Origin of the sequence: Brevibacillus nitrificans (assembly GCF_003710965.1) — a bacterium.
In the GTDB taxonomy this organism is placed as follows: Bacteria; Bacillota; Bacilli; order Brevibacillales; family Brevibacillaceae; genus Brevibacillus; species Brevibacillus centrosporus.
Genome location: NZ_RHHU01000010.1, coordinates 423,834 through 448,231, shown reverse-complemented (window position 1 = coordinate 448,231; position 24,398 = coordinate 423,834). Strand labels below are relative to the sequence as shown.

Sequence of the window (24,398 nt, the reverse complement as noted above, 5' to 3'; positions counted from 1 at the left end):
ACGGACCCAAGGATATTTTTGTGGAAGGAAGAGGCTGGAGGACTTTATACTAAAGAAATCGGAATTTTCAACGAAAGGATGTCTGGGATTGTGCAAAACTACCTGAAATCCCAAAGTGCATTTGAAAATAGTCTCCATAAGTGGAGAAGAATCGCCCAAAGCATATGGAATTCCCACTGGACGGCGGACATCTCCCTGCTGCTTATTGCGATGATCTGGGGCTCCAATTACATGGTCATCAAGGGTGTCGTAGAAACGGTCCCCGTCTTCCAGCTGCTCTTTATCCGGTTCACGCTGACTGCCATTATCATGCTTCCTTTTACCTTCAAAGTGCTTCGTCATGCAGACCGTTCCGCCTGGACCAGCGGCATGATTCTCGGGCTGATCCTCGGCGCTACCTATTTCCTGGAGACTTTTGGCTTGACATCGACCTCGGCTTCCAATGCCGGCTTCATCATTGGGATGTACGTCGTTTTGGTCCCCGTCCTCGATCATTTGATTCATGGAAGGCTGCTGAAAATTTCGTTGGCGGGTGTCCTGCTTCTCTCGATCACGGGGACTACTCTCTTGACGATGAAGAACGGCTTTGACCCCAAAATCGGGGATGTGCTGGTGCTGGCTGCCGCATTCGGGTATGCGATACAGATGATCATGGCGAAGAAGTTGACAGCCGGAAAAACCATGGATTCACGTGCATTGACCGTCATTCAATTTTCCACAGTCGCGATTGTGTCCGGCTTGCTTTCGCTTTCCCAGCCCTCCTCCTGGAGCTATCTGACCCCATCCTTTTGGCTTGCGATCGGGTACCTGGTGGTGTTTGGAACCATGTTTGCCTACTACATTCAGTTGGTCATGATCCGTCGCACTTCTCCTTCTCGGGTGGCACTGTTGATGAGCAGCGAGCCAATGTTTGCCGCCATCTTTTCCATCCTGATCGCTGGCGAGCATCTCTCCGTCTGGCAGTTTATCGGAGGGTTGTGCATCATCACTGGGATTCTTTTGGGCAGGAGATTTCAGGAGTAGAGCTACTGTGGAATATGTCGGGTATCCCAACTCAATCCCAAGATATTTTTCAAAATTTACGCTTCCGCATCCATGAGACCGATGAATTCCCGGATCGGCTGTCGTCTATAGAAACGAAGGCATAAATGAACACAAACTAATTTGACGAAGAGGTGTTTTGAAAATGGCATTAACGTCCTCATTCACAAGCTTCAATCTGCCTGTAAAAAACGTAGAACAATCGAAAACGTTCTTCACCGGACTCGGATTCGAGCTCAACCCGCAATTCCCCGAGAACGAGAATGCGGTAGCCATCGTGATCGGCGACAACCTGCAGGTCATGCTGATCAATCAAGCATTCTTTCATACGCTCACGGAGAAGGAATCCGTCGATACGAGCAAGTATGCGCAGATGACGATCGCATTGGCCTTCGAGAGCCGGGAAAAGGTCGATGAAATCGTGAATACTGCGCTCTCCTTGGGCGGGAAATTGCACGCTGAACCTGAAGAGCATGGGTTCATGTACCATTGGGGCTTCGTGGACTTGGACGGCCATCTGTGGGCCATTAACTACATGAACATGGACCCGGCACAAGGTTAAGGCTAACAGAGAGCACGCTCGTACTAGGGTTCAAAAGGACAGACGCCGGGCATCTCCCCCGGCGTCTTCTTCGCGATGATTAGTTTTGTTCGGTATAAGCTTTGAAATTGTCCATAATCGCTTGCCAGCCTGCTTGCTGGAACTCGACGGGATTGGAGCTTTCCGCGTCGAATGTTTCCATGACCTTCGTCTCATTCCCTTGATCGACGAAAGCAATATCCACTCTTCTTCCGTCTTCCATGGTGTAGCCGATCGCCTCATGCCGATTCACGACATCGTAGACGCCGCCAAAATCAAAGCCCATGCTGCCATCCTTCGCTTCCATCCGTGTCAAAAACTTGCCGCCGACCCGCAGATCGTTTTCGGCTCTCGGCGCATGCCAGTCCTCGGACGCTTGATTCCACTTCGTGATGTGATCCGGCTCGGTCCAATAGCGCCATACCTTCTCTACAGGCGCTTGAATGACAGCTTGTACGGTTACTTTCCTCGGTTGACTCGTTTCCATTTTACATAGACACCTCTCTTCGTTTGGTTGTTCTCAATGATATAGACGTAAGCCAATGACGAAATTCATCGGTCAATTCGCTCAGGCAGCCCAAATCGCGAAAATAATGGCGTATGAATGAAGTTTTGAACGTGCAGGATTTGATTTTCTTTGGTTTCGATGACGTGGATGCCCCAGGGTACCAGGCCAGAGCCCGCTTTACTCGGCATATACTGGGCCAGCGCCGGATAACCGCCATTCACCGTAATGGGCACAAATCGCGAACCTTCGCAATGCCAGCGAGTAAGCGAATAGAAAGCGGACAAATCTTCCTTGCCGCGGATCCACATCTCGAAGGGCGGCATCGACATGCAGCCTTCCTCGTGGAACAACGCAACGAGCGCAGCAATATCGAATTGCTCGAAGGCCTCCACATACCGGGACAGCAGCTGCTGATCCGGTAGAACGTCCATGCTGCTGAGCTCATCCGAGCGAAGCTGCGCCCGGTCCATCGTCTCCCGGGCTCTTTGCAAGGCGCTGTTCACCGCTGCCGGCGATATCGCCAACGCTTCCGCGATCTGCTTAGAGGACCATTCAAATACATCCTTCAAAATGAGTACCGCGCGCTGCCGCGGAGGCAAGGTCTGCAGGAGAGCGATGAAGCACAGTTGAAGGGTATCTCTGCGGACGAGCCGATCTTCCGGATTGCCCCCAAAGTCGGGAGACGGCCAGATCCAGGCAGAGTCCGGCAGCGTGTCGCGCGGCTCGACGATGGCGACGGCTGGATCGAACAGGTCAACAGGAAGCGCGCGGCGTTTGGATTGTCTCAGCTTGTCCAAGCACAGGTTGGAGGCAATCCGATAAACCCACGTTTTGAACGAGGAATCCTGTCTGAACGTGCTCCAGCTCTGCCAGACCCGAATACTCGTCTCCTGAACGGCATCGTCCGCATCGTCCATGGAGCCTAGCATTCGGTAACAAAACGAGGTTAAGCCCGGCTTCAGGCTTGCAAATAATAGTTCGTCAAATGCGGTCTCGTTCATCGCGGCCTCCTTTAACGATCTCCCCGAAGGGCGGTGCGGCATCCGAGTAGTATGCCGTCTTCTTGTTGTAAAGTTTACACTTACATTCAACGGGTCTTCACATTTATTCGGGGAAAGGTCGATCGTATCCTTCCCATTGGTTCAGTGGGAGCCACTGCCCTGAAACGTTTACTGCTGCCTTTCCACGGGCCGCAAGCTTTTTAACAGCATAACGTATGGTAGGTATAGCCATTCGGCGCACAGGAACAGTAAAAAAGCTCGCCCACAGGCAAGCCTTACCCTGCATATTTCCATTTTTGCTTTTGTAATGTTTATGTATTTCAGTAAAGACTTTTGATAAAACGTCACTCCCTTATTTATTCCCGAGTTGTTCCGCCAGCCCGATTAGAATTCCTTCCGTTCCACGAATGTAGCAGAGCCGATACGAGTCCTTGTACTGAACCACTTCGCCAACGAGCTGAGCACCACGCTTAGTGAGTCTGGATACCATTTCGTCAATGTCTTCAACAGCGAACATGACGCGTAGATAACCAAGGGCGTTCACAGGAGCAGTCCGGTGATCTGATATAGGAGGTGGGGTGAGAAATCGCGAAAGTTCAATTCGGCTGTGTCCATCCGGGGTTGCCATCATCGCAATCTCTACGCACTGAGAATCCAGTCCGGTTACGCGACCAGCCCATTCCCCTTCGACAGTGGCTCGCCCTTCGAGGATCAAGCCAATCTCCTCGAAGAAAGAGATTGCGTCATCAAGGGATTCTACAACGATGCCGACATTGTCCATTCTTTGCAATTTGCTTTTTGCCATAGTTTTATCTCCTCAATGTGCACAAATTTAATTATCTGGCCATCCTCATCATTATTCGAATCAAAAATTACAAATTCCTTCCAAACAAAAACACCTTGTCACAGTAGATGAAGAAATAAATTGATGGCGGTTTGAATTTGGGAACGCTAGGTCTTCCGCCGTTAGTGTTGGATTTCTCCATAATTTTTCATTTTCATATTCGCTTTGACCTGGATATCAGCCGTTTCCCATACATCTCGCCATAGAATCGCTTTCCACTCTGCGTGAGTAGTTTGTTGACGTACAAATTGACCAATTCCAAGCGGATCCACTTTTTTCTTTTGTAAAGACTCAACCATTTTCTCCGCTTCTTGCTCAACAAAGCGATTCATATAGGCTTCCAGCTTCCTTTGATTCCTTGGGTATTCTAATTTCATTGGACCGGAATACTCCGTGACCGCACCAGACATGTTCAGCTCAATACTCACTTTCAAATCTGTTCCTGACTTGATGGGATGATGAGCAGTCACGGTGATTTTACGCTCTCCTGAGACATGAAATAGTCCTACCTGTGAGGCTTTTCCCTCATCCTCCTGGATATTCATGATCAAGTTTAGATTATGAATCGAGCCTTGCAGTAAATGAAACGTAGGCATCTGCTCCGATCCTACTATGTCAACCAATTTATCATCTTGAAACAAACCAATACCTGAAAGATATATTTTTTGCGAACCGACTTTTAAAACAGGCATGAAAGGATCGATCGCATCATCATAAAGATCTCTCGTAAATGTAAATAGGTCCGATTCAGGAATGATGGACGTCTTTTCTGTCGTCTGCAAGAGGTCATTAAGAAACAGACTTGTCAGATCATATTGAGGTAATGAGCGGTTGAGGAGTTCTCCGGCGTCCCCATCCACCGCTATCATTTTTACATTGCCTCTAATTGTTGAATCACGTATCAATGTATCGAGTTGTTGGTTTACCCCGAGTCGGGCGCAATCTTTTCCAAAAAGAACCATACGCAAATGACCTTTAACCAGCTGGTAATTATTCTCTCGAGAAATGGTTAATAAGGCTTCGTTATTTGATTTTGCTTCTGTAGTAATGAATATTTGCTTATCTGCCTCGGATCGAGGTATAGCAAATCCAAACTTCAGCTTGCCATCGATGGCTTCCGCTTTCGTTGCATCATAGGAAATCGCCAATATATAGCCTAATTTTTCGAGATAAAAATGATCTTGGCAGCCCGTCAAGCATAGTACGGTTAGAACCAAAGCCCAAGCACGGTGCATGATTACGCTCTCCTTTTCCTACTTGCTTGCTGATGGAATAACAGGATTAGCAAAAGGATTGGACTGAAGAAGGCAAGAGCTATTTCAAAAATATTCACCATCTGATACAGATACTCCGATTGACGCATTACTTTCATTTCAGAAGCAAAAAGGTAAAAAATACTGATGATGGCAAGTGCCAGCCATTTTGTATGCACAGAAGGAAATAATCGTTTCAACAGCAAGAGCGCAGCAAAGCAATAAATAGCTGCTTTAGAAAGACTGTTGAAGACGAACAGGGTAAAGCTCAAGCTCTCGATTCGATTAATAAAAGGAAATTCAATATAGGACAATAAGTTCAGGACAGGATAGGTAAGCTTTTGCAACAGCTCTATACCGAAATAACCGGAGATCGTTACATTCGCCATGAGATAGATGAGGCTAGTAAAAGCTTGTCCAATGAACAATCCTTTCCCAAATCCTCGTCCTTCACAATAAGGTATCAAAACGAGGATCATCTCATAACCGATAAATAGCTGATACACTTCTGCCCATGAATATAACGTCGGGCTGTTTATAGCCTCTTTGAAGAAAAAAGGGGTTATTCGCTGCAAATCCCAATCAGGAAGAAAATAGAGCACCAAAAACGGTATCCAAACCACAAAGAAAAAAAGCAAGTAATAACTCGACTTATCCCGTAAATGCTTTGAATGATAATGAGATAAATGACCGCCATAAATAAAAGCAGAAGAAGCATGGGATTACGTGAAGGAAAGGACAAAATCTGGTACAGGAGAGTGTAGTCTTTCCCTATTGTACTTCCCGTAAAAATCCAAAACAGGATTAACACAATGTAGAGCGGGAATAGGCAAACCTTGGGAAATGAAGCTTCCATAATATCAAAGACAGATTTCCCCTTTGCCTTTCGGGCAACCAGGGCAATAAGAAATAGATTCAGGGAAGCGATCAATCCAAGCAATATGATACCGACCCAGTAATTGGTTCCGATATTTTCCGCTGCAACTCGATCGCCATTGAATATACTTACTCCAAACTCGAGCATGTATATATAAATCGCGACATGAAACCACTTTAATTGCATGGTTCCTCCTTTAAATGCGATGAGCTCATATTGCCTACCCACTTACGGATCTTTCCAAAAGAAATGGGGGCTAAGTATGTCGTTCCCATGTTTGAAATGGAGGCTAAGTGAACAACGATGAGACCAATTCCGATGACAAGACCATACATGCCCCATCCACCTGCTATCAGAATCAGAAGAAAACGAATAAGCCTAACGGCATTGCTCATGATATAGTTCGGAATTACGAAGGAAGCGATTGCTGATACGGCAATCGAGATTATCAAAATGTTACTTGTAAAACCTGCTTGAACTGCTGCTTGGCCGATGACAATTCCACCAACAATCCCAATCGTTTGCCCGATTTTAGTGGGCATTCTTGCTCCGGCTTCTTTCAGCATCTCAATCGTAATCTCCATTAGTAGAGCCTCGAACAAGGGCGGAAACGGAACTTTTCTGCGGGATTCCGTCAAATTCAGCAGCATATTAAAGGGAATGACTTCGTAATGAAAGGTTGTAATCGCTACATAAAGTGGGGTGATAACGAAGGTAATAAATAAACCCAAAAATCGTAGTAGTCTCAGCACAGATCCTATGATCCAGGGTTGGTAATCGTCTTCAGGAGACGAAAAAAAATCGAAGAACGTTGATGGCATGCACAACGCTGAAGGTGATCCATCCACGAAGCATATAATTCGTCCTTGCATGATGTGAGAGCATGTAGTATCAGGGCGTTCTGTTAGCACAAATTGGGGGAATACTGTGTCGGGGTGCTCTCCAAGAAGCTGAGTGACCATTGCTGCACCGTAAACAGCTTTAGTCTTTATAGCGCCTATTCTTTTCTGTACCTCAATCAACAGCTCTTGGTTTACGATGTCTTCTAAATACAGGATGACGATATCCGTTTGTGTAGTGGAACCAACTGTATATTTTACAGTTTTCAGTTGGGCGCTTTTCATCCGATTACGGATAAGACCAATGTTTTGAGAAGCATTTTCGACGAAACCGTCATGGGGACCCGAAATCACTGATTCCACTTTCGATTCGTCAATAGACCGCCCTTGGGTGTGCCGAATATCGACGAGGTACGTGTTATCCTGATAAAGAAGAAATGCTTTCCCTTCTAAAATTCCTTGAGCACATTCAGCGAGATCGCAACAGGGAGTGTAGGGAGCTTTGTTTACTATGTTGAAAATGTCAACCTCTTCGTTATCCGCGAATGGATAAATGATATCTCGTAGTAACTCCTCGTTTCCAATTAAGGAACTCAGATACATTACTTCCAATTGACCTTCTCGATAGAAACGAATAGTGAAGTCCATGCAATTTTGAAAAGTTGCTTTAAGTTCTTCAACCATTCCTTCATCCCCGTTCTTCAAGATCATCATAAGTATTTCCTCAATTTCCGCAGATATCCAGTTGTCAGAATACGATTGTTCTTGACTGAGGCATGGTCGATCTTACCACTTCCTTTGAATGAAAAATCAGCTGCCTTGTAAAATGAGTTTGAGACTAACCGAGTGCAAAGAGTCAGAGGCAGTCCAGGACACAAAAAGTAAGTCCTAGACTGCCTCTGTTTCATTGCCCCCATGATCCCGTTCGTTTCATACTTCCCAAGGCACTCCCTAGCTCTTTGTAGGCACTTCTCTTTCCCATGTTACTTCATGAAAGGATTTCACACGCAGCTGTAAAAATGGGGTGAACAACAACGTACAAGCTGAAGCTAACAATCCAATGCCACCCGCAAGTAAAGCGAACCGTAACCCCATTGTCCCCCCTATCATCCCTCCAAGTAATGAACCAAGCGGCAAAGTACCCCACGAAATAAAGCGAAATGTAGCATTCACGCGACCTTGCAGGGCATCCGGTACCATTACTTGACGTAAACTGACGGTACTAATGCTAAACATGGAGACACCCATTCCGAAAAGAAGCTGTCCGAGCATCAGCATCAACGCAATACGTAATTCTGATCCTCCTGCTAATGGAGCAAGCAAACCGCCACATGCTGCGATCGCAGCGGAACCCACAATGGTGGGACCTACTCCCAGACGACGTACAACCCTTTGGGCAAGCAGTGAGCCACATAGGTAGCCTACTCCTAGCGTTCCATAGATAACGCCAAGAATGCTCGCACTGATGTTGAGTTCTTGCGATGCATATAGAACATACACACTAAAAATAACATTCCACGAAAGGTTAAAGACTGTTGAGCAGCGCACCACTCCCCACAGCAACGGTTTTGTGTAAACCGTATGCAGCCCTTCTTTCATTTCCGCCCACATGTTTTTTTGTTTTTTCTCATCTGTCACGATTGTCTCCAACTTGTGAATCCGGGCGATGAATACAGCGGATACAAAAAAGGATACCGACGTGAACAAGATGGCAAAAGGAGCGGTGATTAACTGTTCCAGACCACCTGATAAGCCCGGCCCGGCAATTTGTGCGGTAGATTTGCTCGTCTCTAGTTTGCTATTCCCATCAACAAGCTGCTCCTTGCTCACTATGGAAGGCAAAAAGGATGTATAGGCAACATCAAAAAAGACAGTACAGATCCCCACCAGGAAGGCTACCAAGTATAGAATGGTCATATTCAGGAATCCAGTTACGGCTGACAGCGGCACAATGAGCAGGAATACACCCCTGAAAAAGTTAGCAGCGACAAGAATAGGCCGCCGAGGAACTCTGTCTATCCATACACCAGCGAGCAAACCGAAAATGATAAATGGTGCATACTCGGCAAAACCAAGCAACCCCATTTGCATGGGACTGGCCCCTAAATAGAGAGCTGCCACTAATGGCATTCCTAATAATGCAACCTGAGTCCCAAACTGTGCTGCCGTTTGCCCAATCCAGAGCCTGCGAAAATCTGCGTTCGTTAACAATCCTTCCACCTTGTTACTCATGTTTGTTCCCCCATTTTTCGTCACAGCTAATTGCCTTTTTTAGTATAGGGGAATGTAAATTTCAAGATCTTGCGTTTTCATTACCCACCTGTAGAATGAGTGATGATTCATTCAGGCAGGACGTGGAGTGAAGTACCCAGCATGGATTGCTCCCACTATAGAGAGGGAAGCAGTCACATCTCTACGTTTTGATCCATCCTGAAATCATTTGGCTCCGTCAATTCACTGACCTCCGCGATAAAAATGGCAAGGGGATTTATGAGGAGATATCGTGCTGTATAATATGGATGGTGATCACTGAAGGAGGTGTTCATGAATGTCGAAACACATGATTCCCAGAGTTGCTGTTCGCAGCGCGGCCTTTGGAGTTCTCTTCATGGCGTTCTTTGGTACTCTGTGGGCCGGGATTGGAATTGGTGGTCTGCAGGGGTGGGGATTCCTCTGGCTTTTGATACTGTCTTTGTTGTTCGGCTTCACGCTATTTATAGGCGGGATCATGTTGATAAAAGCATCAAGAAAGTTATCCAATGAGATGACGGAAGCGGATTCCCGTCGCTTTATGCGAACAGGTACTTGGTTCGGGATTATATTCGGTCTCGAAGGCGTGATGATCGGTATAGCAAGCGCAATCTGTAGCGCAACCAATCATTTTGATTTCTTTTTCCCAGTGATGGCCATTATTGTCGGTGCCCATTTCTTCCCTTTGGCCCACCTCTTCCGAATCAGGTTTCACTATATTGCGGGTTCGCTCCTTTGCCTCCTTGGGGCAGCCACATTGCTTTTGATGCCGGCGAGGGTTCCATTAGGTAATCATCAGATTGTGACCTGGTGGGTATCTGTCGGCTTTGGCTCAGCCCTGATATTATGGGGAACAGGTGCAGTTGTTTTGCTCAAAGGCCGTTGGCTGCTTAACAAGGGCTTGAATGGCCCCAAGCAATGATTCGCAAAATTGGCAATTTGTATCCAGGCGATTTCATTCACTTTCAAAAAAACGCCCCCTTCTTGTGCTTTGATGTAATAAATCGTCTATCAATCAGGAAAGCAGCAAGAAATGCAGCTAAACCAAGAAAAACGGAAATGCCGAAAGCCTCATAGGAAAACGGACTGCCTTCGAAGGTTAAATGGGTGGCACGGTATTCCAATCGCTTGGCACCATAGTTAGCGGTTAGGACGTCTTCTTGTTTGGCTAAATCTTCAAGTGGAGCATCAAAGATAAATCTGTCAGCAGAGCCGTTGTGAATGTACTGTGGCACCACATTGTTACCCTTTTCGTTCCACTGCTTGACATCATCCGCCGCTAAAGACTCCGCCTCCACCCCAGGAACGAACATTCGGTCCAGCTTCGGCGCATTCGACATCTGATATCTGGTGACCAGGTTAAGGTGATACTTCGTAACGATAGGCTGCTTGGCGTCTGAGACGGTGTGCACCCTTGTTGTTCCCGAAGCGGCATACGTATCAAAAATCGTCGCAAGTGCACCGTCATCCATCCCGTTATACAACAGGACCCCTGCGTCTTTTTTGCTCCATTGGAATGCTTGGTTGAACCAAAAAATCAATTCGGTTCGATCCACATAATAAGGGTCTACCTTCGGATTTTTTACAAAATGATAAAAAGGGTAATTCATCTTTTTCGCTATTTTTTCCGCTGTAGATTCGCCCACTTGCTGGGAGATCACATAGAGGACCGCATCGATTCCTGAGGTGAGCGCTGCTGAAGAGACGATGTTCCCGTCCGCTACATAGCGAGCATCCCTCCTCCACTTTGTTTCAGGATAGTTATTGATTTCACCATAATCGAAGCTTTTCCAGTCGGTAGTAGCTTCTTTCCCTTTTAATAGACCTGTATCGGCCAGATTCACCGCTCCAGCGCAAATGCTAAGCAGCTTCGTATCCGCATGTTTGTAAATCCATTCCCGGACTGGTCTATACTTGGCTTCGTCAACCCTAGGCATGGCCGGGATCACCATAAGGTCAGGACTTTTTCCTAATAAGCGATCCAGTTCATCAAAAGAATAGTGCGGCATCAGATCCAAGCCGCCCGAGAGTGTCTTCACATTTTTGTCCGGGGCAACGGCATAGACGTTATAAGCCCCCGTCATCGCGAACATTTCATACGGAACCATAAAATCAAAAACTTCTGTTGTCGGGTTGGATAACATGACTGCAACTGTAGGTTTTTCCGGATGATGCTCAGGGACGCTCACCTCTTGTAAAGCTGGCATCGGAGTTTGCCGAGTGGGGAACCAATATCCCTGATTGGAGTGAATATACCCAAACGCACCGATCCCTCCGAAAAAGATAACGAACGTCATTCCATAGACAACGATACGTAATAATGATCTCATCTCGATTCTCCTCTGATCCTAATTTTTCGTATTTGTTTCCTCACATACCGCAAAATTTTCATGGCAACTCCCCCTTGGATTACGATAAACCAGCTCCATGAACTGAATATGAACCGATAGGATAGGCAAAAAAAAATACCGCCCCCCGCGGGCGATATGTTTCCATGAGAAAAATGGTAGATTGGTTTGCTAGTTCTCACGCGGTAGTGCGACCGTAAAAATGGTGCCAGTACCCAGACTGCTAGACACATGAATTTCTCCGTTATGCATATCTATGATTTGCTTGACGATGGATAAACCAAGCCCATTTCCCTTTACAGAACGGCTACGGGCTTTGTCCACTTTATGAAACGGCTTGAAAATATTCGCAAGCTCTTCTTGAGGGATCCCGATCCCACTGTCTGTGATAGATATGATATTTTGCTGTGCTTTCCCCATCGATTGGATGCGTATCGTCCCATGAGGCGCAGTGAATTTGATAGCGTTGTTCAGCAAGTTAATCCACACCTGATCCAGCTGATCTTTGTCCGCATGAACGGATATGGCCTCAAGATCAACAACTATGTTGATTTCCTTTACGGTCCATAAAGGCTCTAAAGTGATGACAGCCCTCCGCAGCTGCTCATCCAATTGGTAGGTAGTCACCTGTAATGGATGCTGCTCCTGCTGTAAATAAGACAGCTGAAGCAAATTTTTCCCCAAGCGTGACAACCTCTCGCTCTCCTCCTCGATGATCGTCAAATAACGCAGACGGCTCTCTTCGCTCATCTTCTTCTGCTTTAAAGCTTTCGTAAATCCTGAAATGGAAGTTAACGGTGATTGAATCTCATGAGAGACACTCGAAACAAAGTCTTGACGCATTTGATCCAGTTTCGCCAGCTCTTTTGCCATCTCATGAAAACTCACGCTTAATTGACCAATCTCATCCTTGCGATTCATGGGAAGCTTCGCCGAATCAAAGGTCCCTTTTGCCATCCTCTTCGTCGCTTCCGTTAACTGCATGATTGGATTTACTACATAGCGGGCTGCAAGCAAAATCAGAAAGCTGCCAATCAGCAGAACAAGTATATATAAAGCATGAATCCAAGGCATGGTTTCTTGCTCTTGCTCTACTGTATGCTTGTCTAACGTGAGAAACAAAGCGTAGGGTTCATCTTTCACCGAAAAAGGAACCCCTACGATTGGAAGATCCTGTGTTTCTGTATCGATGCTGCGTGCAATGTTGCCCCCTAGCACCTGCTGAATTTGACTCTGTTCCACATGCATGGGCTCTTTTTCTTCAAGCAGGGGCACGCCTTCTTTATCGTATAGCTGGACACTGTAAATCGAAAGACCAGAGAAACCTTGCACAAACGATCCCACATCAGCAGAAGGGTTCGACCGATATGCTTCGATGATGTTTTTGCCGTCTTTTACTAACGTTTCTTCGATAAAGGTATGCTTCCGCCCTTCAAACATCCATGTACTGACCATAAACGCTGCGAACAAGCTCAACATCACAATGAAGATAAAGACCAATACGACGCGGGTATACAGCGATTTAATCCGGACACACCTCCAGACGATAACCAAGTCCCCGGATCGTGACGATGCGAAAATCAGACTCGAAGTCAGCGAACCTCTCCCGAAGCCTCTTGATGTGAACATCCACAGTCCGATCATCACCTCCATAATCGATACCCCAGATGTGTTCTATCAGATGGTTCCTGGTAAATAACTGTCCGGGATTACTGCCCAGTTTGTACAGCACCTCGAATTCTTTCATGGGAAGTGTCATGGTTTGTCCATTGCTGCAGATAACCTGATAACGCTTACGGTCTAACGTAATAGCGCCGAGCTTTATCTCGCTTGCGGTAGAGATACGGTACCGCTTTAGCAAAGCCTTTACCCGAAGAACCAGCTCCACCGGGTCAAATGGCTTCACCAAATAATCATCCGTGCCGAGTTTAAATCCTTTTATCCGATCAGTGGCTTCTCCTTTCGCGGTGATCATCAGGATGGGCATCTCACCAAATGCACGGAGATTCTCGCATAAGACCCAACCGTCCATCTTCGGCATCATTATATCGAGAATCACCAGATCCACGATATGATTTTCAGCGTACTGCAGCGCTTCCTCCCCATTCGATTTCTCGATTATTTCAAAGCCCTCATCCTCCAAATACAAACGGACCAACTCTCGGATATGAGCATCATCGTCTACCACTAATACCTTTGCCAATGTTATTTCTCTCCCTTTATTTCTACTCCAAAAGGAAATGCCCTTACTTTTCCATCCTGTTTGAACTCCGCCCAAATTTTATAGATCCCGGGCTGCACAAACTGCGTCTCAAATACTGGTTCCTCCTGTTGGGCTGGGTGAACATGCAGATACTGCCCTGCACCTTCGTCTACGATCACTACATGACCCAAGGCACCTAAATATGTAGTTAAGTTGGTTCTGTCCAAATCAAACGTTAACGTGACCGGTTGGTTGATCGCAAAGCTGCTCATCTTTAGTGTGACGGTTTCTCCATCGATCTGTTGAGTCAACGTATTGTCCGGCTTCATCCCAAGATTCTGAGCTGATACACTTGGATGGCCGACGATAAATGGGACCGGCGTTACCTGGTAAGCAAGATTTTTGGGCTTCCTATCAATAAATGCCTTATAAAATCCTTCAGGCAGGGTGCTTTTGATTGTAAACTGCCCCTTACCTGTTTGTTCCGGGTGCAAGTGGTAATACTTTTGCAAATGCTCATCCACTACAATAAAATGGAGAATTTTCTCGTGATTTACTTCTAGTTCTTGAACTGGATTTCCCGCCTTATCTTTTACATATATCTTGATTTCCTTTTCATCCGCTTGAACAAACGTATGTACTTCATTACTCCCTTCTTCATGCAAATCAGAACCATGCGCATGGTTCTCCTGCGCGCCGTGACTTTCGTGACTTTCGTGACTTTCGTGACTATCCTCGTTAGCCAAAGCAACAGCTTGTTTATCATCGGCAGTCACTTTTTCGTAAACCGAATAGCCGCCTATGACCAGCGCCACGTACAAAACAGCCCCGATTACCCATTTGTACATTCTAGTATCCCTCCAGAGAATTCCGCTTTAACAGCATAGCGCCACTGTAATACACCTCTGTGAACTCAAAATGAACACAAACAAAAAACCACCCAAAGGTGGCTTCTAATCCTTCATTTTCCCTAAACAGAAGATGACTAGCGAGTATCAAAACGGCTGCCGATTGATCACCAGCATCCGTTACTTGGAGTTTCTTGCACGATCGTTCTCCGTTCGTTGACATACTTTGCACGTCTATGACAGCAATTCTTTACTCATGTTGTACCAAGTAACGCCAGCATGTTTAGAGCTCGAGACACCTTGGTTGATATATCCCAGTTTTTCATAGAAATGAATGATATTCTCTTTACATGTAAGCGTAATTGTTTTACGTTTTTTCTCTCTTGCTTCGTTTTCTAGATGCGCCAGTAGTCTTGCTGCTACTCCACGATTTTGAAAATGGGGAGAAACGGCTAATCCCAAGATGCTTTGATGCCAGCCCGTTGCTGGATTTTCCGTACTGTCCCGAAATAAATCATCGGTTATGAATGCTGTTTCCATTACAGGGCCGTTCACAAAACCCGCAATGACCCCATCCTCTTCCGCCACATAAAAGCTATCTGGAATGAGCGCAATGCGTTTTTCCAGCGTTTCTTTCGTTGCCGCTTCTTCTTTTGAAAAGCATAGCTGTTCAATGGCTACAAGCTGAGGCAAATCTTCCATTATTGCATTTCGTATGTTTAGCATAAAGGGAACCTCCACTTCTTGAAGTGAGCAAAGCAATGGATGAGCACGGATTTTTCAAAGTCTGGATGCAATTTCCTCTGTCTAGAAAATAGCAATCTTCATGGATGGATGTAAAGTCTAATCATCACAACCCGAACAAAAATAAGTTTTTATCGGAGGTGCACCGCGTGAAACAGAAAATCATCGATGCTTATGCAAAGCTTTCGCTCGACTACGAGAAAAATGTAGATACCGAGAGTGGCTTCAATGCGTTTTATGAGCGACCGGCCATGCTGGAGCAGCTACCCGAGAATATGACGGGATTGACCGCGCTGGACGCTGGTTGTGCAGCAGGATGGTATACGGAGCAGCTGTTAAATCGCGGCGCCAGCGTTACCGCGATCGATCTGAGTGCAGAAATGATTGCGGCTACCCGAAGACGTCGCGAAAAGCTACGAACGCCTCATGACCCATCCGCATTTTCTCATCATCCGCGCTAGCAAAACGCAGTAGGAAGAGAAAATAGCAATTTAGAAGAAACATCCACTCCCTTTTTGTGGTTTACTTTCCTTATGAACATGTGCATCCTGTTCCTACAGGAAATTTACCATAGAGGTGATTGGATTATGGCAACGAACAATATTTTCGTCAATCTCCCGGTCAAAGATCTGGAGAAAACAAAAGAATTCTTCTCCAAGATAGGCTTCGAGTTCAACCCGCAGTTCACCAATGAACAAGCAGCTTGCATGGTCATCAGCGACAGTATTTACGCTATGCTGCTGGTAGAGGAGTTCTTCCACTCTTTCATTCAGAGCACAAAGAAAGAAATCGTGGACGCTACTCGCCATTCGGAAGTAATTGTGGCACTGTCCGCGGACAGCCGCGATGAAGTTAATGAGCTGGTGAACCGAGCACTGGAAGCAGGTGCGACTCCTTATAACGAGCCTGTTGACCATGGCTTTATGTACGCCTGGAGCTTCCAGGACTTGGACGGGCATCTGTGGGAAGTCTTTTACATGGATCAAAACCCGACGCAGCAATAATCTCCCATGTCAAAAAGCACAGCAGCCTCGAGGACATGTTTGCCATGCTCCTTCTGGTCGCTGTGCTTTTTTCGTTTTTACTGGCAAGCCTGCATGCTGTGGCTCATTAAGGAACGGCCCATTTTGCCCTGAATGAAGCGCGCTGCTTCCATCAGCTTATCTGGATCGATCCCTGTCTGCATCCCCAGACCATGCAGCATGTACAGCAAATCGTCTGTTGCGATATTTCCTGATGCACCTGGAGCGTACGGGCATCCGCCCAGCCCACCAAGCGAGCTGTCAAAGGTGGTCATCCCCATTTCCAGCGATACGAGGACATTCGCCATCGCCATACCGCGTGTATCGTGGAAGTGCATCGCCAGCTTATCTGCCGGAAAGCGTCGGAGCAACACCTCGAGCACCTCCTGCACCTGCCTAGGCTGTGCGATCCCGATCGTATCTCCGAGCGATATTTCCTGTACGCCCATCTCCAGTAGTGTTTCCGTGACGCGAATGACCTCGTCTACCGCGACTGCGCCTTCATAGGGGCAACCAAAAACGGTGGAAACATAGCCGCGAACCGACTTGCCTGCCGCCAATGCTGCCTTCGTCGTTTCTGCCAGGATCGGATAGGTGTCTTCGCGGGTCTTGTTGATATTTTTCAAATTGTGTGTCTCGCTGGCTGACATGAATATCGATACCTCATCCACGTTGGCGGATAAAGCTCTCTCCAAGCCCTTTGCATTCGGGACCAGAGCCGCGTAGGTGACACCTGGCACTCGCTCGATGCCTGCAGCCACTTCTACTGCATCCGCCAAGGCGGGTATCCATTTTGGATGGACAAACGACGTGACTTCGATATAAGACAAGCCGGTATGAGACATCTGATTGATCCAGGCAATCTTGTCAGCAGTGGGGACAAAGACAGACTCGTTCTGCAAGCCATCTCGCGGCCCCACTTCTTTGATGGTGATTTGTTTCGGATCGAATTTCATCGTCATCAAGCTCCAAGCAGTTTTGACATCATGTAGGTGGAGCCGTAGAAGATCATGAACTGTACCCCGGAGCTGACGCCCAGTACGCGGTTCATCAATCCTCCGACTGCTGCCATAGTCAGTGTAAGAATGACCCCAACGAGTTGTGCTTCATGGAAAGCAAGCAGACATGCCAGACCGATGAACATACCGACGATCGCTTCCTGGCTGATGTTTTTCATGACGAAAACAGTAGCTTTGCGCGCGTAGTTCATGGCGAACGGATACGCAATCAGAGCAGCAATCACCAGACCGATCAGGCCGTACAGGAAGAACTCCCACGGTGTCAGCATGTTGTGCAGGTTGTTCACAGGTTCACTCGTAAAGACAGGCGGTGCGTTGAACAAAGGAGATGCCGGTCCAAGTGCAACTGGGCTGAGCGGAATCCCAAACGCCAGCAGCGGAATGATCGCTTCGGCAATATAGGTGGACTCGGTCACACCGTTCATGGAAGCCAAGCTGGAGGATGCCTTTTTGTACACACCCTTGTTGCGCGAGCCCACGATTTCTCCCATCAGGGAAGTCATTCCCACAGGGCTGAATGCAAAGGTCAACGAAGAGACAAAGGAAGTCGCTGCCGTATGTGCAGTCTGTCTGCCTGTCAAAACACGGAACGGATTTGGAAAATACCCCTTCCAGGATTTCGTTTCCGGTGCGAGGTGATACTCTTTGGCTTTCGAGCGAACCAAGGCTTTACGCGCGCTCGGAGACAGCGAAAACAGAATGTCCGAGAGCATCGGCCCAATCGCGATTCCTAAAAAGAAGCTCGTGCTCAGATGCTTTTCAACTACGCTAAAGCTGAACGTATCAATACTTTTAATGAAGAAGGCAAACGGGATGATCATCAGGACGCTTACCCATTTTCCTTTGGAGAAGTACGCAATCAGGATGGCAGCCAGCGTAAAGATCAGACCGGAAGCCGATTTGAAAAAGTCAGCGAACTGACCCAGGAACTGACCGAACAATACCGCTGTAGGCAGTGCGATGAAAGCGCCGATCAAACCGCCGGACAGCATTTTGCGCAAAGCCACGTGAGGCACGCCCAATCGACGCAGCGATGATGCGTGGTCGATTAGTGGTACTGCTGTCGTATCGCCCGGGATCCCCATCAATGCCGTCGGGATCGCATGCGTAAGGTGCTTGGCCAATACGGCCGCCATGAAGAAGGAGAATACAGCTTCTGGAGGTGCACCGAGCAAAATGACGAGCAGTGTGAACGGAACCATGATAGCGGTTTCATCTGTACCCGAAACTAGGCCGATCAGAGAGAAAATAATGGCACCCGCCAGTGCGAGCAAAATAGATATCATTAGTACGCTCATTACTCAGATCGCCCCCCGCTGCGCTTGAATGTTTCCAAAATCCCCAACTCTTCCATCTCTTTTCTCGTGACAGGGTCGTCTTTAATCAAGTCGTACTCCGCTTTCGGATCTACCTGCATGCTGATCAGAATCTCTTCCAAGTCTTCGGAGCCCGTTTCCTCTTCCGTCAAAATACGGCTAGGTTTAAACAGGTTGGCGCAGATGATCAAGCCGATCACACTGCCCGCGATGCCGAGCAGAAGGGAGTATGATCCGACCATCTTCGCCTCAGCGAACTTGGGGAAAATGCTTTTCCCCAAGAAATAACCGCCGATGCTCAGACAAATGCTGATCACGATTGCCGATAGAATACGGACGGGAACGACTGTGTCCCCTAAAATCTCGATGTATTCTTTCTGCGACGTTGCTTTTTGCTGTTCGTTACGAACCATTTCAGTTTCCATGGACAGCCCCCTCTTGCAATTGTTTGGTCAGCTCCAGAATGCGGTCATAGCGCACATCCTTCTCTTGGATCGCTTGCTTCACGATCTGGTCGATCTGATCATCTTGTGCGCCTGCCATCATCGCAAGGTTTCGTGCATGCAGTGCCATATGACCTTTTTGAATGCCCTCTGCCGCCAGCGCACGCATCGCTGCCAGGTTTTGTGCGAGACCTACAGCTGCGATCGCTCCTGCCAAGTCCTCTGCGTTTGTGATGTCCATGACCTTTAAGCCGAGACGAGCCGTTGGATGAGACTTGGTCGCCCCGCCGACGATTCCGACAGCCATCGGCAATTCGATGGTTCCCACCAGATTGCCCTCACGATTCAGCTCCCAGCGAGTCAAGGAACGATAGCGACCTGTCACAGATGCGTAGGCATGTGCCCCTGCTTCAACTGCGCGCGTGTCGTTACCGGTTGCCAGGACGACAGCGGAAATGCCGTTCATAATCCCTTTGTTGTGGGTTGTCGCGCGGTATGGATCGCACTCTGCAAATTCGTAAGCGCGGATGATATTGTCTACGACTTCTTTGCCACCCAGCTCTTCTGTAGAGAAGACGGCACGTGCACGCACCAGACGGCGGTCTGCCAGATTGGAGATGATGCGCAGCACGACGCGGCCGGAGGTGATCTCCTCGATATAAGGCGCTACGGCCTCTGCCATCGTATTGACTGCATTCGCGCCCATCGCATCCCGCGTATCGACGAGCAAATGAAGCACGACCATCGGCTGCTTCGCCCGTTCAATCACGTGCACCTCGACGTCAATCGCGCCGCCACCCAAAGAAACGAGCGTCGGGTCTTTTGCATTACAGCGATCCAGAATCTCTTTTTTGTTTTCGTAGATTCTCGCCATCGCGCCGTATGGATCCGTCATATCCACAACCTGGATCTGTCCTCGCATGATCGAACCGCTCAAGGAAGTGTGGAAGCCTCCCAGATCGTAGGAGGTACGGGCAGCGTTGCTGGCTGCTGCCACGACAGACGGCTCTTCCGTAGCCATCGGGATGAACCGATCGACACCGTTGATTTTGAAGTTGGTCGCAATTCCCAGTGGAATAGACATTACACCCACGACGTTTTCAATCATCGCATTGGCGGTACGCAATGGAAAAGGAGTTGCTCCCGACAAGATTTGTTTTTCTTCTTCGCTCAGGTGACGTGCCTGCGCGACCTTCTCTAGTCTTTCCTCAGGTGTTAGCTTGTAAAATCCGGATACCCGACTGGTAGTCATCTCGCATTCTCCTACTCTACGTTGAATTATACGGGTACATTGCTCACTTCGCCCGACTCTTTCAAAATGAAACGCTTTCATTCGCAAATAAAAACGTTATCGCAAAAAAGAGTCAAGAACTGACTTTGCGTTCACTTTGTACTCGTGTTTCCCTCTATTCAACTTTGTTGAATGACCATATACTACTACAACTTTTCGCGTCTGTAAATGGGGAGCATTCGAAATTGTTCGATAGGTTCCGATACAAAAAAGCGCGATCATAAAGACCGCGCTTTTCTCGACTTATGAATGGGAAAGAAGCAGGCGTAGCTTGGATGCCGTTTCTCCATCGTCTCTTGGCATGTTGATCGTAACGGTGAGATGAGGGGCATCGGAGAGAAGAAAGGAGACCTGCTCAAATACGAGCTTTCCTACGTACGGATGATAGTTGACTTTCAGCCCCTCTGGACCATTCAAAACATCATGCCTCGGCCACCACTCACGAAACTCTTCACTCGCAAGGTTCAAATCCTCAATGAGCGCCATCCACCAGGGATCTCCGCTATAGCTTCCATAGCAGGCTCGAAAGTGTGCCAACCGATGCCGGGCATGCTTCTCCCAATTTTCCTGCAGCAACTCTCGCACGTAGGGGGAAGTAAACGTCCGCCAAACCGAATTTCTCTCCCGCGCTGACATCGTTTCATATGTTCCGTATATCCTGCTAGCCGCTTGATTCCACCCGACGATGTTCAGTCGTGGATCTGTTACATAGGCAGGACAGATCCCCTGAAGATCCAGGAATTGCTGCAGCGCAGGGCTAATCTCACTAGCTGGCGGTACCGGATCCGCCGGCAGCTGTTGCAGAGCCAGCAAAAAGAAATGTCTGCGCTCAGTGGCGTCCAGCTGAAGGGCGCGGGCGATGCTTTCGATGACCTGCGTGGACACTTGAATATCCCGTCCCTGCTCCAGCCAGGTGTACCAGTCTACGCTGACACCCGCAAGCTGCGCGACCTCTCCACGGCGCAAGCCCGGCGTTCGCCGCCTCCCAGCATGGGGAAGACCGGCCAGCTCTGGCGAAATACGTGCACGCCTCGTTTTTAAAAAGTGAGCAAGCTCCAAGAGTCGTTCTCGATCTCCATGCTCCATTTTTTGCACCTGCCATTCCCTTTTTCAGCTATTACACTAGGAGCGTTACTCCTAGGATAAACGGTCATCTTTTTTGAGTTCCACGCTCATTTTACACTTTCCATGCGGGATCGCGTACTCCCAGCTCACTTGGAAAGGGGACTTCCCTTGGAAAGAGAAACATTATCCAGAGCTCTCCTCCTACTCGGCCTTTCGCTCGGCTATTTTATGGTCCTCCTGGATACGACGGTCGTCAGTGTTGCCCTGTCCGCTATTCACAACGATTTAGGGGGAGGGATCATCGGCCTTCAATGGACAGTCAATGCTTATACGATTGTATTTGCAGGCTTGCTCCTCCTGATGGGGTCGCTTGCAGACAAGCTGGGAGCCAAACGGGTGTATATCGCAGGCTTGCTCATTTTCCTCGTTGCCTCTGCCCTCTCTGCCTTTGTCACCTCGCTCGCAGGACTCATCTTGATTCGAGCCGTCCTAGGAATCGGAGGAGCAGCGCTGCTTCCTGCTTCGCTCACGCTCCTCTCCCACGCCTACCCGGCTTCTGCCGAGCGAGCCCGTGCGCTAGGGATTTGGGCGGCCGTGACCGGACTGTCTATGGCTGGGGGTCCAGTCGTTGGTGGTATTTTCGTAGACATGCTAGGCTGGCGAAGTATTTTTCTTTTGAATGTCCCCCTTGCCCTCATCAGTTTAGCCATCACGATTCGGCTTGTTCGTGAGACAGATCGAAATCCGGGAAAAGGTCTGGACCTGGCTGGCCAAATCACCATCTTTGCCGCAATTACCGCCTGGTCCTTTGGGCTGATGGAGGGCGGAGCGATCGGCTGGAGCTCGCCTGTTATCCTCGCTGCATTTGGTATCGCACTTGCGGCAACTCTCTCGTTTTTGTTCATGGAGACAAAAGTGGCGGCTCCCATGCTCCCCTTGCGATTGTTTCGCAGCGGCAACGTCTCTGTAGGAATGCTCGCCGGTATGGCCATCAACATCGGATTGTCGGGTATCCTGTTTTTGCTTCCCTTGTATTTTCAACAAGTACGCGGATTTTCCGCTCACCTAACTGGCCTCGCTCTCCTGCCGATGACGATACCGCTCGCCTTCAATCCGATCGTTACTGGCCGAATCGTCGGGAGGATCGGAGCTCGGCTTCCCATGAGCGCTGGCCTTTTTCTCACAGGACTGGGAGCATGGGTGCAAGCCTGGTCAAATGGCGGCACGAGTTACGCCCTTACGCTGGCAAGTCTGCTGTTGATCGGTTTCGGCGTGTCGTTTACCATTCCCTCGCTGATGGCAGCCGTCCTCTCATCTGTTTCCAACGAACAGACCGGCACGGCTTCCGGTGCTCTGAATGCAGTTAGACAGCTGGGAGCAACGATCGGTGTCGCGATGATCGGCTCACTCTTGAGTGCGAGCCAGTCATTTCTTTTAGGCATGCACGTATCTTTTGTTGTTCTGACTGTTCTTTTATTGGGGATGGGCATCGTTTCATTCGCCTGCATCGACAGATAGCCCGCTAAGAAAAACGTGAAAACGCCGGCAGAAGAACAGAACAGGCATAGGACCGTTCCCCCCTGGGAAGCCCTATGCCTGCTTGCTATTGGAGCGATTCCTGCAAGCTTTTGACCAGGTTGTCGCCTGTCCGCTTGATATGGCCATGAACCAGTCTGCCAGCTTCTGCTGCATCTCCGTTCTTGATGGCATCCAATATCTGCCGATGCTCTTTGTTTGATTTTTCAGTCTGGTCGCTGAGCATTTGGGGTGTTTGCTGAGGAAAGCCGTTCCACAGCGTTTCGATAAAGGTCACCAAGCGTTTCCATGTACAGCGGCTGATCAAAAGCCGGTGAAATTCAATATTGCATTCGATAAATACGGTGGAGTCCGTCGATTGCTCCATCGCGACCACCAGCTCTTCCAGCTGCTGGATGTCGTCCTGGCTCATATGCTCGACGCTCATTTCCACCGCCATCCGTTCAAACTGAGCGCGAAGACCGTATATTTCCTGTATATCTTCCACAGACAACGATTTGACGATGGCACCTCGATGCGGCTCGATGATGACCAGACCTTCTGTTTCCAGCTTGCGGAGCGCCTCTCGGACTGGCATACGACTAACGCCTAGCGAAGAGGCCAGCTCTTCCTGAACGAGGCGTTCCCCCGGCTGGAAATGTCCTCGCAATATCGCTTCCCGCAGAACGCGACACACTTTGATATGCAGCGTATCCAGTTCGTGGCTTTCCAACCGCAATTCATATTTTCTGCTCATCTATGGCTCGCCCTTTCGCTTTCACTGTATCTGTCATCCAGATGTTAGAATTAGGATAGGGTATCTGCCTTCCTTTGTCTAGTCATTCCGAGTGGAATCAAGCGATTGCTGATACAGATCTCCCCCCACCCCATCATGGATGACGATGACAGGAAATCGCTCCACCTCCAAACGGTAAATCGCTTCCGTACCCAGGTCGTGATAGGCAACCATTTCTGCTGATCGAATCGTCCTCGCAATCAGGGCTCCCGCGCCGCCAATTGCCGCGAAATAGACAGCCTCGGATTGCACGATGGCATTCTTGACCGCCTCACTCCGGCTGCCTTTTCCGATCATCCCTTTTAATCCCTGTGCGAGCAGAGCCGGTGTGTACGGATCCATGCGGCTGCTTGTAGTCGGACCTGCTGAACCGATTACCTGCCCTGGCTTGGCAGGCGTCGGCCCCACATAGTAAATCGTCTGTCCAGCGAGATCCACGGGCAAGCTGCCCCCCGCTTGCAGCGTTTCTGCCATGCGCTTGTGGGCGGCATCCCGTCCCGTGTACAGCATTCCAGTTAGCTCCACCCGATCGCCCGCACGCAGTTCCCTGATCTGCTCTTGATCCAGTGGCAGTATGAGTTGCTTGGCTGTCATC

At 48.5% G+C, this 24,398-nt stretch carries 24 protein-coding genes and 1 pseudogene; 6 read left to right on the top strand and 19 right to left on the bottom strand.

Annotated elements, in window-relative coordinates; translation table 11 throughout:
• The first annotated feature begins 90 nt into the window (after window positions 1-90).
• Together EDM59_RS15710 and EDM59_RS15705 are read left to right on the top strand one after the other, a co-directional pair.
• Window positions 91-1,023, top strand: a complete 933-nt coding sequence (locus EDM59_RS15710) for a DMT family transporter (protein WP_183192928.1) — start codon at window positions 91-93, stop codon at window positions 1,021-1,023.
• A 163-nt stretch (window positions 1,024-1,186) separates the two neighbouring features.
• Window positions 1,187-1,603, top strand: coding sequence for a VOC family protein (locus tag EDM59_RS15705; protein WP_122924452.1), 417 nt, complete (start codon window positions 1,187-1,189; stop codon window positions 1,601-1,603).
• A gap of 79 nt (window positions 1,604-1,682) precedes the next feature.
• Here the strand turns inward: EDM59_RS15705 and EDM59_RS15700 are convergent, their stop codons facing one another.
• From EDM59_RS15700 to EDM59_RS15660, 7 genes and pseudogenes are all read right to left on the bottom strand, one after another.
• Window positions 1,683-2,108: an SRPBCC family protein gene (locus tag EDM59_RS15700; protein ID WP_122924451.1), complete on the bottom strand. Its 426-nt coding sequence runs from the start codon at window positions 2,106-2,108 to the stop codon at window positions 1,683-1,685.
• 65 nt (window positions 2,109-2,173) lie between these two features.
• Entirely contained in the window at window positions 2,174-3,130 is a 957-nt protein-coding gene (locus EDM59_RS15695) for a sigma-70 family RNA polymerase sigma factor (protein WP_246011072.1), read from the bottom strand.
• Window positions 3,131-3,482: 352 nt separating this feature from the next.
• Complete coding sequence (locus EDM59_RS15685; RefSeq protein ID WP_122924448.1) at window positions 3,483-3,935, bottom strand: VOC family protein; 453 nt, start codon at window positions 3,933-3,935, stop codon at window positions 3,483-3,485.
• Between the two features lie 161 nt (window positions 3,936-4,096).
• Window positions 4,097-5,209, bottom strand: a complete 1,113-nt coding sequence (locus tag EDM59_RS15680) for a Ger(x)C family spore germination protein (protein ID WP_122924447.1) — start codon at window positions 5,207-5,209, stop codon at window positions 4,097-4,099.
• A gap of 2 nt (window positions 5,210-5,211) precedes the next feature.
• Window positions 5,212-6,251 (bottom strand): annotated as a pseudogene (locus EDM59_RS31430) (GerAB/ArcD/ProY family transporter).
• A gap of 29 nt (window positions 6,252-6,280) precedes the next feature.
• The gene (locus EDM59_RS15665; protein WP_122924444.1) at window positions 6,281-7,657 is read right to left on the bottom strand and encodes a spore germination protein; all 1,377 of its coding nucleotides are present in this window, start codon (window positions 7,655-7,657) and stop codon (window positions 6,281-6,283) included.
• 237 nt (window positions 7,658-7,894) lie between these two features.
• On the bottom strand, window positions 7,895-9,175 hold the full coding sequence (locus EDM59_RS15660; RefSeq protein WP_122924443.1) for an MFS transporter: 1,281 nt from the start codon (window positions 9,173-9,175) through the stop codon (window positions 7,895-7,897).
• Between the two features lie 316 nt (window positions 9,176-9,491).
• On the opposite strand from EDM59_RS15660, the gene EDM59_RS15655 reads away from it, so the two are divergent.
• Window positions 9,492-10,115 (top strand): hypothetical protein, encoded by a 624-nt coding sequence (locus EDM59_RS15655; protein ID WP_122924442.1) that lies wholly within the window; start codon window positions 9,492-9,494, stop codon window positions 10,113-10,115.
• A gap of 43 nt (window positions 10,116-10,158) precedes the next feature.
• On the opposite strand, the gene EDM59_RS15650 is transcribed toward EDM59_RS15655, so the two are convergent.
• The 5 genes from EDM59_RS15650 to EDM59_RS15630 all read right to left on the bottom strand — a co-directional run bounded on the left by EDM59_RS15650 (window position 10,159) and on the right by EDM59_RS15630 (window position 15,318).
• Window positions 10,159-11,523 (bottom strand): DJ-1/PfpI family protein, encoded by a 1,365-nt coding sequence (locus EDM59_RS15650; RefSeq protein ID WP_122924441.1) that lies wholly within the window; start codon window positions 11,521-11,523, stop codon window positions 10,159-10,161.
• 189 nt (window positions 11,524-11,712) lie between these two features.
• Window positions 11,713-13,095, bottom strand: coding sequence for a sensor histidine kinase (locus EDM59_RS15645; protein ID WP_246011070.1), 1,383 nt, complete (start codon window positions 13,093-13,095; stop codon window positions 11,713-11,715).
• The gene (locus EDM59_RS15640) at window positions 13,064-13,744 is read right to left on the bottom strand and encodes a response regulator transcription factor (RefSeq protein WP_122924440.1); all 681 of its coding nucleotides are present in this window, start codon (window positions 13,742-13,744) and stop codon (window positions 13,064-13,066) included. The genes EDM59_RS15645 and EDM59_RS15640 overlap by 32 nt, the downstream gene beginning before the upstream one ends.
• A gap of 2 nt (window positions 13,745-13,746) precedes the next feature.
• Window positions 13,747-14,592: a hypothetical protein gene (locus tag EDM59_RS15635; protein ID WP_122924439.1), complete on the bottom strand. Its 846-nt coding sequence runs from the start codon at window positions 14,590-14,592 to the stop codon at window positions 13,747-13,749.
• Window positions 14,593-14,826: 234 nt separating this feature from the next.
• Window positions 14,827-15,318: a GNAT family N-acetyltransferase gene (locus EDM59_RS15630; RefSeq protein ID WP_122924438.1), complete on the bottom strand. Its 492-nt coding sequence runs from the start codon at window positions 15,316-15,318 to the stop codon at window positions 14,827-14,829.
• A gap of 167 nt (window positions 15,319-15,485) precedes the next feature.
• On the opposite strand from EDM59_RS15630, the gene EDM59_RS15625 reads away from it, so the two are divergent.
• Together EDM59_RS15625 and EDM59_RS15620 are read left to right on the top strand one after the other, a co-directional pair.
• Window positions 15,486-15,797 carry a class I SAM-dependent methyltransferase gene (locus EDM59_RS15625; protein ID WP_122924437.1) on the top strand — a complete coding sequence of 104 codons (312 nt, stop codon included), beginning with the start codon at window positions 15,486-15,488 and terminating at the stop codon, window positions 15,795-15,797.
• Between the two features lie 126 nt (window positions 15,798-15,923).
• Window positions 15,924-16,340, top strand: a complete 417-nt coding sequence (locus EDM59_RS15620; protein ID WP_122924436.1) for a VOC family protein — start codon at window positions 15,924-15,926, stop codon at window positions 16,338-16,340.
• Between the two features lie 77 nt (window positions 16,341-16,417).
• Here the strand turns inward: EDM59_RS15620 and EDM59_RS15615 are convergent, their stop codons facing one another.
• The 5 genes from EDM59_RS15615 to EDM59_RS15595 form a co-directional block, all read right to left on the bottom strand.
• Complete coding sequence (locus EDM59_RS15615) at window positions 16,418-17,314, bottom strand: hydroxymethylglutaryl-CoA lyase (protein WP_122924435.1); 897 nt, start codon at window positions 17,312-17,314, stop codon at window positions 16,418-16,420.
• A 5-nt stretch (window positions 17,315-17,319) separates the two neighbouring features.
• The gene (locus EDM59_RS15610; protein ID WP_122924434.1) at window positions 17,320-18,675 is read right to left on the bottom strand and encodes a tripartite tricarboxylate transporter permease; all 1,356 of its coding nucleotides are present in this window, start codon (window positions 18,673-18,675) and stop codon (window positions 17,320-17,322) included.
• Complete coding sequence (locus EDM59_RS15605) at window positions 18,675-19,118, bottom strand: hypothetical protein (RefSeq protein ID WP_122924433.1); 444 nt, start codon at window positions 19,116-19,118, stop codon at window positions 18,675-18,677. The genes EDM59_RS15610 and EDM59_RS15605 overlap by 1 nt, the downstream gene beginning before the upstream one ends.
• Window positions 19,108-20,388: a hydroxymethylglutaryl-CoA reductase, degradative gene (locus EDM59_RS15600; protein ID WP_122924432.1), complete on the bottom strand. Its 1,281-nt coding sequence runs from the start codon at window positions 20,386-20,388 to the stop codon at window positions 19,108-19,110. Before EDM59_RS15600 ends, EDM59_RS15605 begins: the two co-directional genes overlap by 11 nt.
• Window positions 20,389-20,670: 282 nt before the next feature.
• Window positions 20,671-21,513, bottom strand: coding sequence for a helix-turn-helix transcriptional regulator (locus EDM59_RS15595; RefSeq protein WP_122924861.1), 843 nt, complete (start codon window positions 21,511-21,513; stop codon window positions 20,671-20,673).
• 147 nt (window positions 21,514-21,660) lie between these two features.
• On the opposite strand from EDM59_RS15595, the gene EDM59_RS15590 reads away from it, so the two are divergent.
• Window positions 21,661-23,010 carry an MFS transporter gene (locus tag EDM59_RS15590; protein ID WP_246011069.1) on the top strand — a complete coding sequence of 450 codons (1,350 nt, stop codon included), beginning with the start codon at window positions 21,661-21,663 and terminating at the stop codon, window positions 23,008-23,010.
• An 85-nt stretch (window positions 23,011-23,095) separates the two neighbouring features.
• On the opposite strand, the gene EDM59_RS15585 is transcribed toward EDM59_RS15590, so the two are convergent.
• Together EDM59_RS15585 and EDM59_RS15580 are read right to left on the bottom strand one after the other, a co-directional pair.
• A complete protein-coding gene (locus EDM59_RS15585; RefSeq protein WP_122924430.1) occupies window positions 23,096-23,764 on the bottom strand; it encodes a GntR family transcriptional regulator in 669 nt (222 codons plus the stop codon).
• Window positions 23,765-23,842: 78 nt separating this feature from the next.
• Window positions 23,843-24,397 carry a Fe-S-containing hydro-lyase gene (locus EDM59_RS15580; protein ID WP_122924429.1) on the bottom strand — a complete coding sequence of 185 codons (555 nt, stop codon included), beginning with the start codon at window positions 24,395-24,397 and terminating at the stop codon, window positions 23,843-23,845.
• Window position 24,398: the final 1 nt, after the last annotated feature.

Excerpts from the sequence above, each read along its gene's own strand:
- EDM59_RS15705 (WP_122924452.1), top strand. The coding sequence starts at position 1,187 with ATGGCATTAACGTCCTCATTCACAAGCTTCAATCTGCCTGTAAAAAAC.
- EDM59_RS15700 (WP_122924451.1), bottom strand. The coding sequence starts at position 2,108 with ATGGAAACGAGTCAACCGAGGAAAGTAACCGTACAAGCTGTCATTCAA.
- EDM59_RS15695 (WP_246011072.1), bottom strand. The coding sequence starts at position 3,130 with ATGAACGAGACCGCATTTGACGAACTATTATTTGCAAGCCTGAAGCCG.
- EDM59_RS15685 (WP_122924448.1), bottom strand. The coding sequence starts at position 3,935 with ATGGCAAAAAGCAAATTGCAAAGAATGGACAATGTCGGCATCGTTGTA.
- EDM59_RS15680 (WP_122924447.1), bottom strand. The coding sequence starts at position 5,209 with ATGCACCGTGCTTGGGCTTTGGTTCTAACCGTACTATGCTTGACGGGC.
- EDM59_RS15665 (WP_122924444.1), bottom strand. The coding sequence starts at position 7,657 with ATGATGATCTTGAAGAACGGGGATGAAGGAATGGTTGAAGAACTTAAA.
- EDM59_RS15660 (WP_122924443.1), bottom strand. The coding sequence starts at position 9,175 with ATGAGTAACAAGGTGGAAGGATTGTTAACGAACGCAGATTTTCGCAGG.
- EDM59_RS15655 (WP_122924442.1), top strand. The coding sequence starts at position 9,492 with ATGTCGAAACACATGATTCCCAGAGTTGCTGTTCGCAGCGCGGCCTTT.
- EDM59_RS15650 (WP_122924441.1), bottom strand. The coding sequence starts at position 11,523 with ATGAGATCATTATTACGTATCGTTGTCTATGGAATGACGTTCGTTATC.
- EDM59_RS15635 (WP_122924439.1), bottom strand. The coding sequence starts at position 14,592 with ATGTACAAATGGGTAATCGGGGCTGTTTTGTACGTGGCGCTGGTCATA.
- EDM59_RS15630 (WP_122924438.1), bottom strand. The coding sequence starts at position 15,318 with ATGCTAAACATACGAAATGCAATAATGGAAGATTTGCCTCAGCTTGTA.
- EDM59_RS15620 (WP_122924436.1), top strand. The coding sequence starts at position 15,924 with ATGGCAACGAACAATATTTTCGTCAATCTCCCGGTCAAAGATCTGGAG.
- EDM59_RS15615 (WP_122924435.1), bottom strand. The coding sequence starts at position 17,314 with ATGAAATTCGATCCGAAACAAATCACCATCAAAGAAGTGGGGCCGCGA.
- EDM59_RS15610 (WP_122924434.1), bottom strand. The coding sequence starts at position 18,675 with ATGAGCGTACTAATGATATCTATTTTGCTCGCACTGGCGGGTGCCATT.
- EDM59_RS15605 (WP_122924433.1), bottom strand. The coding sequence starts at position 19,118 with ATGGAAACTGAAATGGTTCGTAACGAACAGCAAAAAGCAACGTCGCAG.
- EDM59_RS15600 (WP_122924432.1), bottom strand. The coding sequence starts at position 20,388 with ATGACTACCAGTCGGGTATCCGGATTTTACAAGCTAACACCTGAGGAA.
- EDM59_RS15595 (WP_122924861.1), bottom strand. The coding sequence starts at position 21,513 with ATGGAGCATGGAGATCGAGAACGACTCTTGGAGCTTGCTCACTTTTTA.
- EDM59_RS15585 (WP_122924430.1), bottom strand. The coding sequence starts at position 23,764 with ATGAGCAGAAAATATGAATTGCGGTTGGAAAGCCACGAACTGGATACG.
- EDM59_RS15580 (WP_122924429.1), bottom strand. The coding sequence starts at position 24,397 with ATGACAGCCAAGCAACTCATACTGCCACTGGATCAAGAGCAGATCAGG.